This is a genomic window from Mucilaginibacter gossypiicola, assembly GCF_900110105.1.
GTDB classification, from domain to species: Bacteria; Bacteroidota; Bacteroidia; order Sphingobacteriales; family Sphingobacteriaceae; genus Mucilaginibacter; species Mucilaginibacter gossypiicola.
In genome coordinates this window covers 867,820-886,477 of record NZ_FOCL01000003.1, presented here as the reverse complement: position 1 = coordinate 886,477, position 18,658 = coordinate 867,820, and the positions used below count along the sequence as shown (strand labels likewise).

Below are 18,658 nucleotides of genomic sequence, written 5' to 3'. Positions count from 1 at the left end.
TTGATATGAAAAAACTAAACATGGCGGGTGCTATGCTGATAGCCTTACTATCGCTGTCAGGCACGTTGAAAGCCCAGGAACAACAGGCAACTAAATCGGCCCCATCCCCCGAGGCTCAGGCCAAAGTCGATGCGGAAGTTGATAAAAAAGCTACTGACTGGGTAACCTCACTATCCCTTACTGATACGGCAAAAGCTACCCGCGTAAAAAATGTGATAGCAACCCACCTCAAAGCCATCCGCGATTGGAACAACAACCATTCGTATGAATCAGTTCCGGCAGGTATTGATCCGGCTACGGGCAAAGCTTTGAGCACCATGGACAGGCAGATCATCATTAACTCTTCGCTGCCAAAATCGGTACACGAAAACCTGATGACCGGTTTACATGCAGATTTAACCGAAGATCAGGTTGAAACTGTATTGGATAAATACACCATCGGCAAAGTGGCTTTTACGTTAGCCGGTTACAAATCCATCATCCCCGATCTGACTCCCGTTGAAGAAGCTGCAATTCTTGCTAACCTGAAGCTGGCCCGCGAACAGGCTGTCGATTTTAAAAACATCAAACAGGTATCGGCCATTTTTGAAATCTACAAAACCAAAAACGAGCAATACCTCAACAGTAACGGCCGTAACTGGCACAAACTATACGGCGATTATACCAAAGCCATCATCGCAAAAAAAGCCGCTGATAAGGCTGCAAAGGATAAGGCTGCTACTCAAAAATAATATTACGATGTTAAAAAGGATTTTACTTACCGGTGTAGTAGCTTGTCTATTAATAACCAATGTCTTTGCTCAAAATCCATGGCGTAAAGGCATTGTGAAAGACGAATTTATATACGATAAAGCGCCGTACCCCGAGTGTCACGCCGCTACCATCGCCGAAACACCAACCGGACTTGTAGCCTCATGGTTTGGCGGTACTAAAGAGCGCAACCCTGATGTATGCATCTGGGTAAGCCGATTTGTTGGTGGTAAATGGACAGAAGGGGTTAATGTCGCCAACGGCATACAAAACGATACTTTACGCTATGCCTGCTGGAACCCGGTACTGTACCAGGTGCCTAAAGGCGAATTGCAGCTTTATTATAAAATAGGCCCGAGTCCGGCAAAATGGAAAGGTTTTGTAAAAACATCTAAAGACGGCGGTATTAGCTGGTCGGAGCAAAAAGCTTTGCCTGAAGGTTTTTTAGGACCTATCAAAAACAAGCCGGTGTTGTTGAAAAATGGCACCCTGCTTAGCCCTGTAAGTACTGAAGGCAAAGCATGGCAGGTACATTTTGAAGCTACTAAAGATTTCGGTAAAAACTGGACAATGATAGGCCCTATCGGCGATGGTAAAGAGATGAAAGCGATACAGCCAAGTATTTTAACTTATAAAGATGGCAGGCTGCAGGCGCTTTGCCGCAGTCAGAACAGGGCGATATTAAGCACCTGGTCTAAAGATGGCGGGCAAACATGGTCTGCTTTGGAGAAAACTTTATTGCCCAATAATAACTCGGGTACCGATGCGGTGACTTTGAAAGACGGTCGCCAGTTATTGGTTTATAATCATGTTTTGCCACCTGGAAATTTGGCCAAGGGCGCACGTACGCCGTTGAACGTGGCTGTATCCAAAGATGGTATTACGTGGTATGCGGCTTTGATTTTGGAGGATTCGCCTATCAGTCAATATTCTTATCCATCGGTTATTCAAACTTCGGACGGGATGGTGCATGTGGTTTACACCTGGCGCAGGCAAAAGATAAAACATGTGGTTATTGATCCTTCAAAACTGGAGATGAAAGAAATAAAGGATGGTGTTTGGCCGAAGGTGGAGGGGTATACGCCGCCGGTGCCAACTGGGGAGACTAAGGATTTGTAATTAAATTTATATCCAACCGTCATTGCGAGGTACGAAGCAATCCCAAACTGTACAGGGCGGATTTGCTAATCGGGGATTGCTTCGTACCTCGCAATGACGCTTTCTTTTTGTTTAAATGTAGAGACGCATCACATGCGTCTCCTTTAGGACAAGCGGCTTTACAATGAACTTGCTCGCGGGAGATGCATGTGATGCGTCTCTACAACAAATAAAACAATGAAAAAACTGATTTACATACTGATAACCTACTTTACAGCTGTGAGTTTTGCCGCCCGTGCGCAGCAAACTACCGATGCTATGTACAGGAAAACCCTGAAGGAGGTACTTGATGAGGTGCAGGACAAATACCACGTAAAGATCAAATACACGGCTGCCCAAGTTGAGGGTAGATGGGTTAACTATGCGCAATGGCGTTTCAGGCCAAATGTAGATACCACGCTGACCAACATCCTTACCCCGCTCGATCTTAAAGTAAACAAAGAAGCCTCCGGCAGGTATAAACTCAAAGAATATGAATACTTCCGCTGGTCGATAAGCGATGGCTGGAAGGAGCTTGACAGGATTGCCGCCCAATATCACGATCGTGATACCTGGGAACAACGCAAGACTATACTAAAGCCTGAGCTTTACAAAGCCTTGGAGCTATCACCGCTGCCTGCCAAACCTGCCTCTAAACCAATCATCACCCCTAAACGGACTTATGACGGTTACACGGTTGAGAATATCGCTATTGAAATTTTGCCAGGTTTGTACATTAACGGTTCACTATATAAACCATCTAAAATAAAAGGGAAGATTCCGGTGATCTTAAGCCCTGACGGGCACTGGGAACACCAGCGTTACCGGGCCGATTGCCAGATCCGTTGTGCCTCGCTGGCGCGGATGGGGGCAATGGCTTACAGTTATGACCTTTTTGCCTGGGGTGAGTCCTTGTTGCAATTTAAGGATGAAGATCATCGCCGAAGCCTGGCGCAAACCATTCAGGCACTTGGCGCTATCCGGATCCTGGATTATGTGCTTTCACTTAAAGAAACCGACCCGGAACGCGTTGGTATTAGCGGCGGCTCGGGTGGCGGAAGTCATACCGTTTTAATGACTGCCATGGATGACCGGATCAAACTCAGCGCCCCCGTGGTGTCGGTGTCATCTTACTTTTATGGGGGATGCCCTTGCGAAAGTGGCATGCCTATCCATCAATGCGGCAACGGAACAGATAATGTAGAACTGGCTGCCATGGCCGCACCCCGGCCTCAACTACTGATCTCCGACGGGCAGGACTGGACAGCCAACATGCCGGAGCATGATTTTCCTTATCTCCAAAAAATGTATGGCTATTACGATGCTGCCGATAAAGTAGAGAATGTGCATTTACCTAACGAAGGGCATGATTTCGGTTCTTCAAAACGGGCGGCATTGTACCTCTTTATCGCCAAGAATTTTCATCTCGATATTAATAAGATAAAAGACAATAAGGGCGGTTTCGATGATGAAAAGGTAACCATCGAAAAAGAACCCGCTATGTATGTGTTTGGTGACAAAGGCGAAAAGCTCCCGGCCAATGCCATAAAGGGCTTTGAACAATTAGAGAAAGTATTTGCGCAGGCAACAAAAAAATAAGTTATGAAATACAGGTTGATCTCAGGTTTTTGGATAGGGTTGATGATGTGTGCTTTTGGCGCACCGTCGGTTGCCCAAACCGCATCAAAGCAGCGCTATAAAGTAGCAGTTGTTGATCTGATGATCCTTAAACGGCAAAAGTTAGGTGCATTTCAGTTGGCTAAAGATATCGGTGCGGATGGCGTTGAAGTAGATATGGGTGGCCTTGGCGACCGCGAAACTTTTGATAACCAGCTGGCCAATGATTCGATAAGGAATGTATTCCTGAACAAGGCGAAAGAGCTGAACCTGGAAATCCCATCCATGGGGATGACCGGCTTTTTCGCCCAGTCATTTGCCGAACGCCCAACAGCGGTTAAGGCCGTTACCGATTGTATCAACACCATGAAACAAATGCGTGTTAAAGTTGGCTTCTTGCCGATGGGTGTAAAAGGCGACCTGGTAAAATTTCCTGAACTGCGCCCGGCTATTGTTTCCCGCTTAAAAGAGGTTGGCAAGATAGCGGAAAAGGCCGGGGTGGTAATAGGCATTGAAACCGCATTGGATGCCAAAGGCGAGTTGCAGTTATTGAAGGATATAGGCTCGCCGGCTATTAAAAGCTATTTCAATTTTGAAAACGTCATCAGGAACGGGCGCGATTTGGATAGCGAACTTCAAATATTGGGCAAAAATTATATCGTGCAGATCCACTGTACCAATGATGATGGTGTTTGGCTGCAAAACGATCCTAAAATAAACATGAAGCAGGTAAAGGCCACATTGGATAAAATGGGCTGGACAGGTTGGCTGGTCATCGAGCGCTCGCGCGATGCCAAAGATCCACGCAATGTAAAGTGGAATTTCAGCGCTAATACCACATATGTGAAATCAATATTCCAAGCTAAGTAAAAAAACGTAAATGAACATCCGCCGCGTAGTTGTTTTGTTGATGCTGTTAAATGTTGTTTTGACAGGTGGCGCTTTTGCGGCCGAGATTTGGGTAGCACCAAAGGGCTCCGATAACAATGCCGGAACCCAGCAACAACCACTGGCAAGCGTAGCAATGGCAATCCGGAAAGCCCGTGAACTGAGGCGGTTAAATGATGCATCGATAAAAGGCGGTATCCATATCAAAGTATTAGCGGGAGTTTACCAGTTAGCAGAACCTTTATTTATCCGCCCCGAAGATTCAGGTACAGCCGAGAGTCCGACCTTTATTGAGGGCGAAGGCATGGGCAAAACTATCCTAAGCGGCGGCGTTACCGTAACAGGATGGCGTAAAGCAACTTCAGAGATTCCCGGTTTACCGGCAGAGGCTAAAGGCAGTGTTTGGGAAGCTGATGCACCAATGATCGGAGATGAGCCTTTACAATTCAGGCAGCTGTGGGTGAATAATGAAAAGGCGGTTCGTACCCGCAATACTGAAGCCCCGTTGATGAACCGCATTCTTTCCTGGGATCACAAAACCGAAACCTGTGTAATTCCATGGTCTGCCTCTATTGAGACCTCCCATCTTAAGGGTATGGAAGTGTTTATTCATCAATGGTGGGCAATTGCCATTTTACGGGTTAAAGCTGTCAAGGTAATGGGGGATAGTGCCCGCTTATCTTTCTATCAGCCCGAAAGCCGCATCCAGTCCGAGCATCCATGGCCAGCGCCCTGGATTTCCAAAAAAACAGGTAATTCAGGGTTCTATCTCAGCAATGCGATCAGTTTTTTAAATAAGCCCGGCGAGTGGTTTCATGACCGCATCGCTAACAAAATATATTATATCCCACGCAAAGGTGAGGATCTGCAAACAGCTGTTGTTACCGTTCCCCAATTGGAAACATTGGTGAAAATAGAAAGCACTCTTGATCGCCTGGTTAACTACGTCAGCTTTAAAAATATCAGTTTTGAGCACAGCAGCTGGCTCCGTCCGTCAAAGGCGGGTTTAGTTCCGCACCAGGCCGGGATGTACATGCTGGATGCTTACAAATTGAAAATCCCTGGCACGCCCGATAAAAAAGGTCTGGAAAACCAGGCATGGGTGGGCAGACCGAAAGCTGCGGTTGAGGTGGCTTATGCATCGCACATCGCATTTGATGGCTGCGGTTTTGAACACATGGCCTCAACCGGGCTGGATTTTCAGCGTGGCACGCATGATAATGTGATTAAAGGCAGCCTGTTTAAAGATATCGGCGGCACAGCAATTCTCGACGGCGTATATTCAGACGAAGCGCAGGAAGTTCACCTGCCTTATAACCCTACTGAGAAACGGGAGATCTGCACCAATGACACTATCTCCAATAATTTAATTACAGATGCTACCAATGAAGATTGGGGATGCGTTGGCATTGGCGGGGGCTATGTTAAAGGCATCAGCATAACACATAACGAGGTTTGCGATGTAAACTACACCGGCATCAGCATGGGCTGGGGCTGGACAAAGACCGTCAACGCCATGAGTGATAACCGCATTACGGCTAACAAAATTCACCACTACGCCCGCAATATGTATGATGTTGCCGGCATCTATACGCTATCCGCGCAGCCCGGTTCGGTGATCAGCAATAACTATGTCGATAGTATTTATAAAGCTCCTTACGCGCATGACCCGCAGCATTGGTTTTACCTGTATACCGATGAGGGCTCGTCATACATCACCATAAAAAACAACTGGTGTCCGGCAGATAAGTTCCTGAAAAACGCCAATGGTCCCGGCAATGTTTGGGAAAATAACGGTCCGCAGGTTGATGATGGCGTAAAACTATCAGCAGGCATAGAACGGCCTTATCGCTATCTATTTCAGTATCGTAAGGTAAACCCGGATAACCTGCCCATCAATCATAAAACAGAATGAAAATATTAAAAGCATATATAGTTTGGCTCACGGTAGTTTTATTGTTGCCTGCATTTCATGTAGAGGCAACTTCAAATCCTTATGCCATTGTTGAAGTGACGGGTCCGCAAGGTAAACAGCTCAATTATACCGCGTTATTGAATATTGCCCGTAAGCAGGGGCTACCGGCTTCGGCTGTTTACCGTTGGGATAACCATCTCATTGTTTACGGTAAGCATTTAAACGCAACATTCATCCAAAAAAGTGCTCGCGCAGCATATCCCTCATGCCAGGTTACGGTTTATAGCAGCCCCTTTTATGATTTTAACCGAACGCAGCATTGCGGTGCAAATGGCATTGCTAAGCAATGGGATAATATTATACTAACGGCAAACCTGGTTGCCGATGAACGCCTGCAGCAGGAATATATTGATTACCACGCCAGCCAGTTTAAAAACTGGCCCGAGGTTTCTAAAGGTTTTTGTAATGCAGGTTTTCAGCAATTACTGGTGTTCAGAAACGGGCGCCGCCTGATGCTGGTGATCAGTATCCCGAAAGGCAAAAAGCTTGATGACCTTAATCCTAAAACCATCGAAAACAATCCGCGGGTAAACGATTGGAACAGGTTGATGAAAAAATACCAGGAAGGTGTGCCCGGCACGCGAAAGGGCGAGGTATGGGTGTTTTTTAAACAGGTAACAGACAACAGCGACACTAAACGATCATTATAAAATGAGAATAGGAATATTAGGATTAGGCGAAGGGCGCAGCACCATGTCGGCGGCATTGAAAAGTGAGAAGCTTGAACTGAAAATGGTGTGCGACAGGAATATTGAACTATGCAAACACCGCGCAGAGGAGTTCAACTTTCATAGTTATACAACCAACTACGACGACCTGCTTAATGATGCTGAGATAGAAATCATTGCCATTTATACGCCGGATCATCTGCATGCAGAACACGTTAAACAGGCTCTATTGCATGGCAAACATGTGGTTTGTACCAAGCCATTTATTGATGACTTAAGCAAAGCCGCCGAGCTGCTTGAACTGGTTGAGCAAAGCGGCAAAAAGGTATTTGTAGGCCAAAGCTCCCGCTTTTTTGAGCCGATGAAAAAACAGCGCAAAGATTATGAGGCAGGTTTGATAGGAGATTTGATCACCGTAGAGGCCTATTATCATGCAGACCACCGTTGGTTTTTAGAGAAGCCCTGGTCGTTACAGCAGGCTTTTAAGTGGTTGTACGGGGGCTTAAGCCACCCGGTTGATTTTATCCGCTGGTACCTGCCCGATATTGAAGAGGTGATGGGCTACGGCATGCTAAGTTCTAACGGAGCTAAAGGTGGCTTGAAGAACCCGGATACCATGCATTTTATTTTCAAAGCGAAGGATGGCCGCATTGCACGTGTGAGCGGCTGTTATACCGGTCCGGTACAGCCCGTTACCCGCGACAGTGAAATGAGCTGCATTTTACGCGGCACCGAGGGCTGCAGTCAGGGCGATTATATGGACCTGCGCTATGCAATTACCGATAATACCGGCGAAGAACGCATCATTACCTGGGAACATAAGCTTAAACATTACTTCAGGTTTGAGGGCAAAAGCCACCACGCCGGCGAGTATCAAAATTACCTCGAATACTTTGCCGATAGCATCACCGAAGGTTACACCGCTTACCCCGATATTAAAGAAGGTATTGGCACCATCGCCCTGCTTCAGGCTATGGACCGCTCGTTACAAAGCGGTAAACCCGTAAAGGTTGATGACATCCTCACCGAATTTAATTTAACCGTAAACGAATTAAGCGCATGATCCTCGGCATGAGCAATATCGTATCGCGCCTCACGCTGTTGGATTATTCGGTAGTGGCCGTGTACCTGGTTGTTTTAATGGTGATCGGTTACCGCGCCAGTTTCGGCAATAAAAATAAAACGGACGAAACGCTTTTTCTGGCCAATAAATCATTGGGCTGGGCAAGCATCGGTTTTAACATGTGGGGCACCAATGTTGGGCCGTCCATGCTGCTGGCTTTTGCAAGCATCGGTTACAGTACAGGTATCGTAGCCGTAAATTTCGATTGGTATGCCTTTGTGTTCCTGATGCTGCTGGCGTTGGTTTTCGCGCCGAAGTACATCGCGGCCAAAGTATCTACTATGCCCGAGTTTATGGGTAACCGCTATGGCGATTCTACGCGTAACATTTTAGCATGGTACGCATTGATCAAAATGCTCATCTCATGGCTTTCACTGGGGTTGTTTGCCGGTGGGTTTTTAGTAAGGCAGATTCTGGGCATCCCCATGTGGCAATCGGTTATTGTACTGGTATCATTCGCCGGGCTTTTTGCCTTTACAGGCGGCTTAAAAGCTATAGCTAAAGTAAATGTTTTCCAGATGCTGTTACTCATTGGCGTCTCATTAACCTTGACTGTGCTGGGCGTAAACAAAGCCGGCGGGTTATCAGCCGTGTTTCTTCAAACGCCCGCAAACTACTGGAACCTGATTCACCCGGCAAGCGATGTTAAATATCCCTGGTATGCTATTTTGTTAGGCTACCCGGTATCAGCTGTGGCTTTTTTCTGTACAGATCAGGCCATGGTACAATCGGTATTGGGTGCCAAAAATCTGGAGCAGGGGCAGCTTGGCGTTAACTTTATCGGTTGGCTCAAAATACTGTCGCTGCCGCTGTTTATACTCACCGGTATCCTCTGTTTTATCCTCTATCCGCATCTGAGCGATCCTGCATTGGCTTATATGACTATGGTCACCAACCTTTTCCCGCCGGGGATGAACGGGTTAGTTATCGTCGTGCTGATCGCGGTTTTGGTGGGTACTATCGGCTCCTCACTCAACTCGCTGAGCACGGTTTTTACCATGGATATCTATGCAGAAAAGATCAACCCCATGGCCACTAACAAAGACCTGATCAGGGTAGGGCGTTACACTGTAATTGCCGGCTGCCTGTTTGCGATAGGCATGGCGCTGGCTATTGACAGCATTAAAGGGCTTAACCTGTTCGATGTATTTCAATCGGTATTGGGCTTCATCGCTCCGCCGCTGGCCGTGGTTTTCCTGCTTACGGTTTACTGGAAACGCACCACTCGCAAGGCTGTTAATGTCATCTTATCAGCTGGTTCGGCTTTTAGTTTGGGCACAGGTGTGGTTTATTTGTGGGTGTTGCCACCTGCTAAGTACAGCTTTTGGCCGCATTACCTGATGTTGTCGTTTTTCATATTTGTTTTCCTGGCGATATCTGCTGTTTTGATCTCGCTGCTTGATAACGCGCCTACGGTTTACCAGGCAACCCTATCGGAAATACACAATACCGCTAAACCTACCCGGCGTGTAAAAATTGCCTGGGCACTGCTTACCATAGTGATGATTGCCTTATACCTCATTTTCAACGGACATTAAAAATGCATAAAAGATCAACCCATATAAAACTCAACAAGCATTACATATTGATTATGCTGCTCAGCCTGATGTTTTTTGCCGATGTTGCCAAAGCGCAAAAGGCCACCTGGATCTGGTATCCCGGCGATTATGAAGTATGGCTGAGCAATAAAATGCAAAACCGCCGTACCGAGCGGGGGGCTTTCTTCCCGCCATTCTGGAAACTGGACAGTCATTACGTACTGGTTGATTTTCATAAGGATTTTACGCTTGCAAACCCCGAAACAGTTGAGCTGGCCGTTGAAGGCCAATACAATGTAAAGCTTGATGGTAAGGCCTTAGCAGGTTACCCCAAAAATATCCATGTGCCGGCTGGCAGGCACAGGCTTAGTCTCAAAGTTTATAACCAGGCTGCTGCTCCTGCCATATTTGTGAAGGGGCAGCAACTGGTGTCAGATACCTCCTGGCTAGTAACTTATGAGGATAAAGAATGGATCGATGAATCGGGCAAAACTTCTGATGTATCGGCCACCAAATACGTAAATGCCGGTAACTGGAACTTTGATTCGGCGGATAAATTGCCTTCGGCGTTTCGTTTGCCTACGGAAGAGCACAAACCCGCAAAAACGGAGCGAAAAGAGCATTCCATTTTGGTTGATTTTGGTAAAGAAACCTTTGGGTATGCAAAATTGATCGGCTTAAAAGGTAAAGGCAATGTTAAGCTCTGCTATGGCGAATCTAAAGAAGAAGCTTTAGCCACCGCAACCTGCGAACTGCTGGACAGTATCTCCATAGATCAGCCTCAAAAAGCTGATCATACCATGGAGGGTTCGCGCGCATTTCGCTACATCAATGTATTGTTTGATGACAATGTAAGTGCCGACGATGTAGCCATGCTTTATGAATATTCGCCAGTTGAGCAGCGGGGGAGTTTCAGATGTTCTGATGAGCAGGTCAACAAGATCTGGGATGTTTCGGCTTATACCCTGCACCTGAACACACGCGAATTTTTTATTGATGGGATTAAGAGGGACAGGTGGATCTGGTCGGGCGATGCTTATCAAAGCTATTTGATGAATTATTACCTGTATTTTGATTCCCCAACGGTAACCCGCACACTGTATGCTCTGCGCGGTAAAGACCCGGTAACCAGCCATATCAATACCATTATGGATTATACTTTTTACTGGTTTATGGGTATTTATGATTACTACCAATACACCGGCGATAAAAGTTTCATCAAACAAATGTACCCGCGCATGCAAAGCCTGATGAGCTACTGCCTGCAGCGCCGGGACAAAAACGGCCTCATGGAAGGCCTGCCCGGCGACTGGGTATTCATCGACTGGGCCGACAAACTCAGCAAAAAAGGCGAGGTAAGCTTTGAACAATTGCTGCTTTGCCGCAGCCTGGAAACCATGGCCCTGTGCGCCAATATCATGGATGACAAAACAAGCAACGATCAATACCAAAAACTGTCGGCAGATTTGAAATCAAAGATCTTCGACCTGTATTGGAATGAGGATAAACATGCCTTTGTGCACAGTATAGTTGATGGGAAGCAAAGCGACAATGTAACCCGCTACACCAATATGTTCTCGATATTTTTCAATTACCTAAATGCAAGCCAGCAACAGGAGGTTAAAAAATATGTGTTGCTGAATGATAAGATCCAAAAGATAACCACCCCCTACATGCGCTTTTACGAACTGGAAGCCCTTTGCGCCATGGGCGAGCAAAGTTATGTGCTCAAAGAAATGAAGGATTATTGGGGTGGGATGCTCAATTTGGGGGCAACTTCATTTTGGGAAGAGTATAATCCAACCAAAACCGGTGCTGATCATTACGCTATGTATGGGCGGCTGTTTGGCAAAAGCCTGTGCCATGCCTGGGGCGCCAGTCCGATCTACCTGCTGGGCAAATATTATTTAGGTGTAAAACCAACCGCACCGGGTTATCAGCAATATGTGATCGAGCCCCAATTGGGCGGCATGCAATGGATGGAGGGTAGCGTACCAACTGCCAATGGCGATATCAAAGTATCATGCAGTACCAAACAGATCAAAGTAAACAGCGATACAGGAACCGGCTTGCTGCGGTTTGCCAGTACATCAAAACCGATTTGCAATGAAGGGGAAATAACTGCTAAAGGAAATGGGGCCTATGAACTTACCATCCAAAAACAAAAACAGTACACCATAAACTACAGCGCGAAGAAATGATGAAGAAGCTATTATCTATTCTGCTTTTAACGGCATTTTCATCAACCGGGCTTTACGCGCAGCTGGTTGATAAAACACCTGCGCCTATCCCTAATGTGCCTACGGTTTATGATGCCGAGCCATGGGAAAACCCTTTGGTTGATGGTATCAACCGGGACGCTGCACGGGCTACAGCTTATTCATACAGCAATATTAAAGATGCATTGGCGGGTGACAGGGGAAAATCGGGCAGGATGTTATCCCTGAATGGTTACTGGGATTTTAGCTATGCTGCCAAACCTGCTGATGCACCAAAGGATTTTTATAGAAGCAGGGTAAGCGGCTGGAAAAAGATCATTGTACCCTCAAGCATCGAGATGCAGGGATATGATAAGCCTATTTATAAAAGTGCGGTTTACCCTTTCAGGCCGGTTAATCCGCCAAACGTACCACAGGATTATAATGGTGTTGGCAGCTATCAGCGTACGTTTACCCTGCCGCCTAACTGGAAGGACATGAACATTACCCTCCATTTCGGTGGGGTAAGTTCGGGTTTTAAGGTTTGGTTGAATGGCAAGTTTTTAGGTTACGGTGAGGATAGTTTTTTGCCATCGGAGTTCAACATTACCCCATACCTGCAAACTGGCGAAAACGTGGTATCGGTACAGGTGATCCGCTGGAGTGACGGTTATTTTTTGGAAGATCAAGACCAGTGGCGTATGAGCGGCATCCATCGGGAGGTAATGCTACTGGCAGAACCAAAACTACGCATAGCTGATTTTCAATGGCAGGCCAAACTGGATAAACAATATAAAGACGCAGTTTTCAGTATCCGTCCACGGATAGAGAACCTGACCGGCAAAGCTGTTCCCGGTTATAAAATTGAGGCAAGACTTTTCGACAGGAATAATAAAGAAGTGCTGCAAAAGCCATTGGAACGAAGTGTTGAAAGTATCATCAATGAGATCTATCCGCGGTTGGATAATGTAAAATTCGGTCTGATGGAAACCACGCTTAAAAACCCGGAAAAATGGAGCGATGAAAAGCCTAACCTATATACACTTACTTTATCATTAGTTGACAGCACCGGTCAAACATTGGAGGTGAAAAGCTGCAAGGTTGGCATCAGGAGCATTGAATTTAGTAAGGAAGATAGCAAGCTGCTTATCAACGGTAAGGTAACTTACCTGTACGGCGTAAACCGGCCCGATCATGACCCGGTAAAAGGAAAAGCACTATCGCGCGAAGATATCCTGAACGATGTACGCACTATCAAACGTTTCAATTTTAACTGTATCCGCACCAGTCATTACCCAATGGATCCATACCTGTATGATCTGTGCGATGAGTATGGTATACTGGTAATAGATGAAGCCAATCTCGAAACACATGGCCTTGGCTCGAAATTAAGCAACGACCCGATGTGGACCGGCGCTTACCTCGACAGGGCAACGCGTATGGTGATGCGCGATAAAAACCATCCGAGTGTGATCATCTGGAGCTTAGGCAACGAGGCAGGTCGCGGGCCAAACCATGCGGCTATGGCAGGCTGGATCCATGATTTTGATATTACCCGTCCGCTACATTATGAACCTGCCCAGGGCACGCCTCAGGCTGAAGGCTATATCGACCCAACCGATCCGCGTTATCCAAAAACTAATGATCATTCGCACAGGTTGCAAAATCCTATCGATCAGCCTTATGTAGATATCGTGAGCCGGATGTATCCCGGCATTTACACCGCGCCTTTATTAGCTAATCAGCAAAACGGCGATAACCGCCCGATATTTTTTGTGGAGTATTCGCATGCGATGGGTAACTCTAACGGCAACCTGAAAGAATTTTGGGATCAGTGGCGATCAACCAAACGGATTATCGGCGGGGCTATCTGGGAGTTTAAAGATCAGGGGCTTTTAAAACATGATTCCACAGGTAACGCTTATTACGCATACGGTGGTGATTACGGCGAACGCTATTTTGATAATTTCACCATCAAAGGCATCGTAGCATCCGACGGGAGACCAAAGCCCGCTATTTATGAATGTAAGCACGTTTTTCAGCCCGCGGTTTGCGAGTTGGTTGATGCTGATAAGGAAACGATCCACATCAAAAACTGGCATAGTGTGGCTTCACTGGCCGATTATGATGTTACTTTGCAGTTGAGGGAAGAGGGTAATATTATTTTAAAAAAGCAAATGCCGCACATTAACCTTGCTGCGGGGCATGATACCATCATCAGCATAAAACAATACCTGCCCAATTTACAGGCCGGTCATGAATACCTGGCCGATATTCATTTTACCCTTACTGAAGATAAGCCATGGGCAGCTAAAGGTTATGCAATAGCGAATGATCAGTTCCAGCTAACGCCCTCTGAATTTTTGGCGGTTCATCTTGACGCTAAAAAATACCCTGAGGTGAAAATCTCCGAAGACGATAAAGCATACCATATTGGCGGTAAAGATTTTGAGATAGGCGTAAGTAAATTTAACGGGGCTTTAATTTCCTATATCAGCAAAGGCCAGCAACAGGTATTTGCTCCTTTATTGCCACATTTTACCCGCCCGGTTACCGATAATGATCATCGCGGATGGAAAATGGAAAAGAAACTGGCAGCTTGGTTTAAAGCGGTGCCCGTTTTGAAAAAGGTCTCAAGCCAAAAAGCCGGGGATGGTTCGGTAGTGATCACAAGCGTTTATTCGATGCTTAATGATAGTGCAAGGGTTGATGTAGATTACACCATTCGTGGCGATGGGTTGTTGAAGGTTTCTTATTCCCTTGATGTTAAACCCGGTTTGCCAAACCTGCCAAAAGTTGGTATGCAGATGGGGATAGCAAGGGCCGATAGCAATATCAGTTACTATGGCCGGGGGCCTTATGAAAACTACATCGACAGGCGTACGGGCTCGGAAGCGGGAATCTATTCGCAAACCATCAACCAGTTTATGGAACCTTATGTTGTGCCCCAGGAAAACGGCAACCGCACGGATGTACGCTGGATGCTGTTGCATCATAAAACAGGCGGCTTGTTGGTAACTACCGATAGCCTGCTCAGCATGAGCGCCTGGCCTTACACCGAAGATAATATTCAAAAGGCAAAGCATACGAATAGACTGCAGGATGCGGGTTTTATTACGCTGAATATCGATCTGCTACAAATGGGCGTAGGCGGTAATGATAGCTGGTCGGAAGTGGCCGAGCCTTTGGAGCAATACCGTATCCCTGCAAAAAGCTATAGCTATAGTTTTTATCTGAAACCTTATGAGGGTAAACCCGATGCAGCAGGGAAAGCGGCATATCAAATAAAGTTTAACAAAACGCAATGAAGAAGCACGTTTTCATAATTGGTATTTGTTTGTGCTTCTTTTTCTTTAAGGGAATAGCGCAAAAGCATAAATCCTTGTTGCACATAGATGGCTTGGAACAGGCTTTTTTGCACCCTCCCGAATCAGCAAAGCCATGGGTGTTCTGGTACTGGATGCAGGGCGCTGTAAGCCGGGAGGGTATCACTGCCGATCTGAAGGCGATGAAACAGGCCGGGATTGCGGGCGCTTATTTAATGCCCATTAAAGGGCCGGCTAATCCGCCTTTTATCACCCCGTCAATTAATCAGCTAAGCCCCGAATGGTGGGCGATGGTGAAATTTACCATGCAGGAAGCTGACAGGATAGGTGTAAAACTGGCAATGCATGATAGCGATGGTTTCGCGCTCGCAGGCGGGCCATGGATAACTCCTGAGCTTTCTATGCAAAAAGTAGTGTGGTCAAAAACTGAGGTTGAGGGCGGCAAAACTTATCATGATACTTTACTTGTACCAAAGCACTATAAAAACTATTATAAAGACATTGAAATATTGGCCTATCCGTCGCTCCCGGGCGAGGGGCAGAGTAGTTATGATGAACATCCGAAGATAAGCACCAGTTTACCGAATACCGATGTTCAATACCTTGCCGAAAAAGGTAATACTAAAAGCTTTACCAGTAATGAGCCCTGCTGGCTGCAATTGGAATTTACTAAACCTTTTACCTGCCGTTCGCTCATCATCCATACTTCGGCAAGCAATTACCAGTCGCAACGATTGTTGCTTGAAGTAAGTGATGATGGTAAAAACTTTCGCTCGTTAGGCAGATTGGAGCCCCCACGTCACGGCTGGCAGGATGGTGATGCGGAAATTACCAATGCCATTGAACCAACTACGGCCAGATATTTCAGGTTTACTTATGATAAAACGGGATCTGAGCCGGGTGCTGAAGACCTTGATTTTGCTAAATGGAAGCCTACTTTAAAACTTTCGGGGATTGAATTATTAGCTGAACCCCACGTCCATCAGTATGAAAGTAAAAACGGCGAAGTGTGGCGTTTAAGTAAACAAACTACAGATGCCCAATTACCGGCTAACCTTTGTGTTGATAAAAACAAGGTTATCAACCTTACCGATAAATTAGGGGCAGATGGTAAACTGAATTGGCAGGTACCCGCCGGTAATTGGACTATCATTCGTATTGGTCATACTTCCACCGGGCATACCAATGCTACGGGCGGTGGCGGCATCGGTTTGGAGTGTGATAAGTTTAACCCAGAGGCTGCCAAAATACAGTTTGAGAACTGGTTTGGTGAGGCTATAAAGCAGGTTGGGCCGGACTTGGCAAAACGGGTTTTAAAAATCTTCCATGTAGATAGCTGGGAGTGCGGAAGTCAAAACTGGTCGCCGGTATTTGCCGGGGAATTTAAAAAGCGGCGAGGGTATGATCTGTTGCCTTATCTTCCGCTGATGGCCGGTGTGCCGATGGACAGCGCCGAAAAATCCGAAAAGGTTTTGGCCGACGTGCGTCAAACCATAGCCGAATTACTGGTAGATAACTTTTACGGTACCATGGCTAAGCTGGCGCACGAAAAAGGCTGCACATTTACTGCCGAAAGCGTCGCCCCAACCATGATGAGCGATGGCATGCTGCATTATCAAAAGGCTGATATCCCGATGGGCGAGTTTTGGTTCAGGAGCCCTACGCATGATAAGCCGAATGATATGTTGGATGCCATATCGGGCGGGCATATCTACGGAAAAAATATTATCCAGGCCGAGGCTTTTACCGAATTAAGGCTTTTGTGGGATGAACATCCCGGCATGCTCAAAACCACCGCCGACCGCAATTTTGCCTTGGGCATTAACCGTTATGTTTTCCACGTAAACGTACATAACCCCTGGCTCGACCGTAAACCCGGAATGACGCTGGACGGCATCGGCCTGTTTTTCCAGCGCGATCAAACCTGGTGGCAGCCCGGTAAAGCCTGGTTTGATTATATCAGCCGTTGCCAATCGATGCTGCAACAGGGCCACCCGGTTACCGATATTGCTGTTTTTACCGGCGAGGAAACCCCGCGCCGTGCCATTTTACCTGATAGGTTAGTGAGTACCCTGCCAGGGATTTTCGGTGCCGAACGGGTAAAGCAGGAAGCCGAACGTTTGGCCAATAAAGATGTGCCGATCATTAATTCGGTTGAAGATGCAAGTCACTCGGCCAATATGGCTTTGCCCGAAAACTGGATCGATCCGCTGCGTGGTTATGCTTATGATTCTTTCAATAAAGATGCGCTACTACGTTTGGCCGCCGTGAAAAATGGCAGGATAGTTTTGCCTGGTGGAGTAAGTTATGCTGTGCTGGTTATCCCCGGTGTGAGCCAAATGTCACCGCAGCCATGGCAGTTATCGGCAGAGGTTATTAAAAAACTTCAGCAATTGGTGAACGAGGGAGCCACAGTTTTATTGGGCGATCAGCGAATGAAAGCTGCTTTGACAGGTAAACTGCTTACAGGCCCTTACCAAAAAGATACCTTTGATGAACTGGGTATTTCCCGCGATCTGATCGCTACGGATTCGGTTAATCAACCCGCAAAGGACCTCGCGTGGACACATCGCAGTGCTGATGATCTTGATCTCTATTTCATCTCCAATCAGCAGGCTTTAAACCGGACTGTTAATTTGTCGCTAAGGATATCCGGCCGTGTTCCCGAGTTGTGGGAGCCTTTAACCGGGGAAATAAAACGATTACAAAGCAGCAGTAAATCTAAGCGTACAAACCTAAGCCTTGAGCTTGCTGCAAATGGTTCGGTTTTTATCGTTTTTAGAAACAGCCATCCGGGCGCAAAGCTTGAGTTGGATAAAGCGGTACATTTCAAAACCATACAAACTTTTACAAACTGGCAGGTGCAATTTGATCCTAAATCCGGAGGACCTGCAAAACCGGTTACGTTTGATAAACCTGATGATTGGTCGCTGAGTAATAATGATAGTGTGAAGTACTATTCCGGCACAGCGGTTTACAGTCACACATTTCAGTTTACCGGAAAAACAGGAAGGCTATATCTTGATTTGGGTAAGGTCGCTAATATGGCTGAAGTATATGTGAACGGAATTAACTGCGGCACGGCATGGACATATCCTTATTGTGTAAACATCAGCAAGGCGGTTAAACCCGGTGAAAACAAGTTGATAATTAAAGTAACCAATACCTGGGCTAACCGCCTGACGGGCGATCATGTGCTTCCGGAAAATAAACGAATTACATGGACAAACGCACCTTACCGGTTGGAGGGCCGTTCGCTTTTGCCGGCTGGGTTACTAAGCCCGGTTAGGCTGCTCACTTATATTCCCTAATAGTATGAAAATGACAATAAATATCTCATTATTCGGATTCCCTCAGGGGCTGTCTGTGAGTTTAGGTTAATCCATAAATTAATAAGTTAAATGGTCATTGCTAATTGAGTAATCAGCGCGAGTTGAA

The 18,658-nt window shown here is 46.4% G+C and carries 11 protein-coding genes; all 11 read left to right on the top strand.

Going from position 1 to position 18,658, the window contains the following annotated elements; all coding sequences use genetic code 11:
- The first annotated feature begins 5 nt into the window (after positions 1-5).
- The 11 genes from BMX50_RS13485 (at position 6) to BMX50_RS13435 (ending at position 18,531) form a co-directional block, all read left to right on the top strand.
- A complete protein-coding gene (locus tag BMX50_RS13485) occupies positions 6-731 on the top strand; it encodes a DUF3826 domain-containing protein (protein ID WP_244280967.1) in 726 nt (241 codons plus the stop codon).
- Positions 732-738: 7 nt separating this feature from the next.
- Positions 739-1,869 (top strand): sialidase family protein, encoded by a 1,131-nt coding sequence (locus BMX50_RS13480; protein WP_091211029.1) that lies wholly within the window; start codon positions 739-741, stop codon positions 1,867-1,869.
- Between the two features lie 216 nt (positions 1,870-2,085).
- The gene (locus BMX50_RS13475; protein WP_091211028.1) at positions 2,086-3,486 is read left to right on the top strand and encodes an alpha/beta hydrolase family protein; all 1,401 of its coding nucleotides are present in this window, start codon (positions 2,086-2,088) and stop codon (positions 3,484-3,486) included.
- 3 nt (positions 3,487-3,489) lie between these two features.
- Complete coding sequence (locus tag BMX50_RS13470; protein ID WP_091211027.1) at positions 3,490-4,374, top strand: sugar phosphate isomerase/epimerase family protein; 885 nt, start codon at positions 3,490-3,492, stop codon at positions 4,372-4,374.
- A 10-nt stretch (positions 4,375-4,384) separates the two neighbouring features.
- Positions 4,385-6,307 carry a hypothetical protein gene (locus tag BMX50_RS13465; protein WP_208864701.1) on the top strand — a complete coding sequence of 641 codons (1,923 nt, stop codon included), beginning with the start codon at positions 4,385-4,387 and terminating at the stop codon, positions 6,305-6,307.
- The gene (locus BMX50_RS13460) at positions 6,304-7,017 is read left to right on the top strand and encodes an L-rhamnose mutarotase (protein WP_091211025.1); all 714 of its coding nucleotides are present in this window, start codon (positions 6,304-6,306) and stop codon (positions 7,015-7,017) included. The genes BMX50_RS13465 and BMX50_RS13460 overlap by 4 nt, the downstream gene beginning before the upstream one ends.
- Position 7,018: 1 nt before the next feature.
- A complete protein-coding gene (locus BMX50_RS13455) occupies positions 7,019-8,098 on the top strand; it encodes a Gfo/Idh/MocA family protein (protein WP_091211024.1) in 1,080 nt (359 codons plus the stop codon).
- A gap of 8 nt (positions 8,099-8,106) precedes the next feature.
- Positions 8,107-9,696 (top strand): sodium:solute symporter family transporter, encoded by a 1,590-nt coding sequence (locus BMX50_RS13450; protein WP_091211119.1) that lies wholly within the window; start codon positions 8,107-8,109, stop codon positions 9,694-9,696.
- 2 nt (positions 9,697-9,698) lie between these two features.
- A complete protein-coding gene (locus BMX50_RS13445; RefSeq protein ID WP_091211023.1) occupies positions 9,699-11,897 on the top strand; it encodes an alpha-L-rhamnosidase-related protein in 2,199 nt (732 codons plus the stop codon).
- Positions 11,894-15,202: a glycoside hydrolase family 2 TIM barrel-domain containing protein gene (locus BMX50_RS13440; RefSeq protein ID WP_208864700.1), complete on the top strand. Its 3,309-nt coding sequence runs from the start codon at positions 11,894-11,896 to the stop codon at positions 15,200-15,202. The genes BMX50_RS13445 and BMX50_RS13440 overlap by 4 nt, the downstream gene beginning before the upstream one ends.
- Positions 15,199-18,531 carry a glycosyl hydrolase gene (locus BMX50_RS13435; protein WP_091211021.1) on the top strand — a complete coding sequence of 1,111 codons (3,333 nt, stop codon included), beginning with the start codon at positions 15,199-15,201 and terminating at the stop codon, positions 18,529-18,531. Before BMX50_RS13440 ends, BMX50_RS13435 begins: the two co-directional genes overlap by 4 nt.
- The last annotated feature ends 127 nt before the right edge of the window (positions 18,532-18,658 follow it).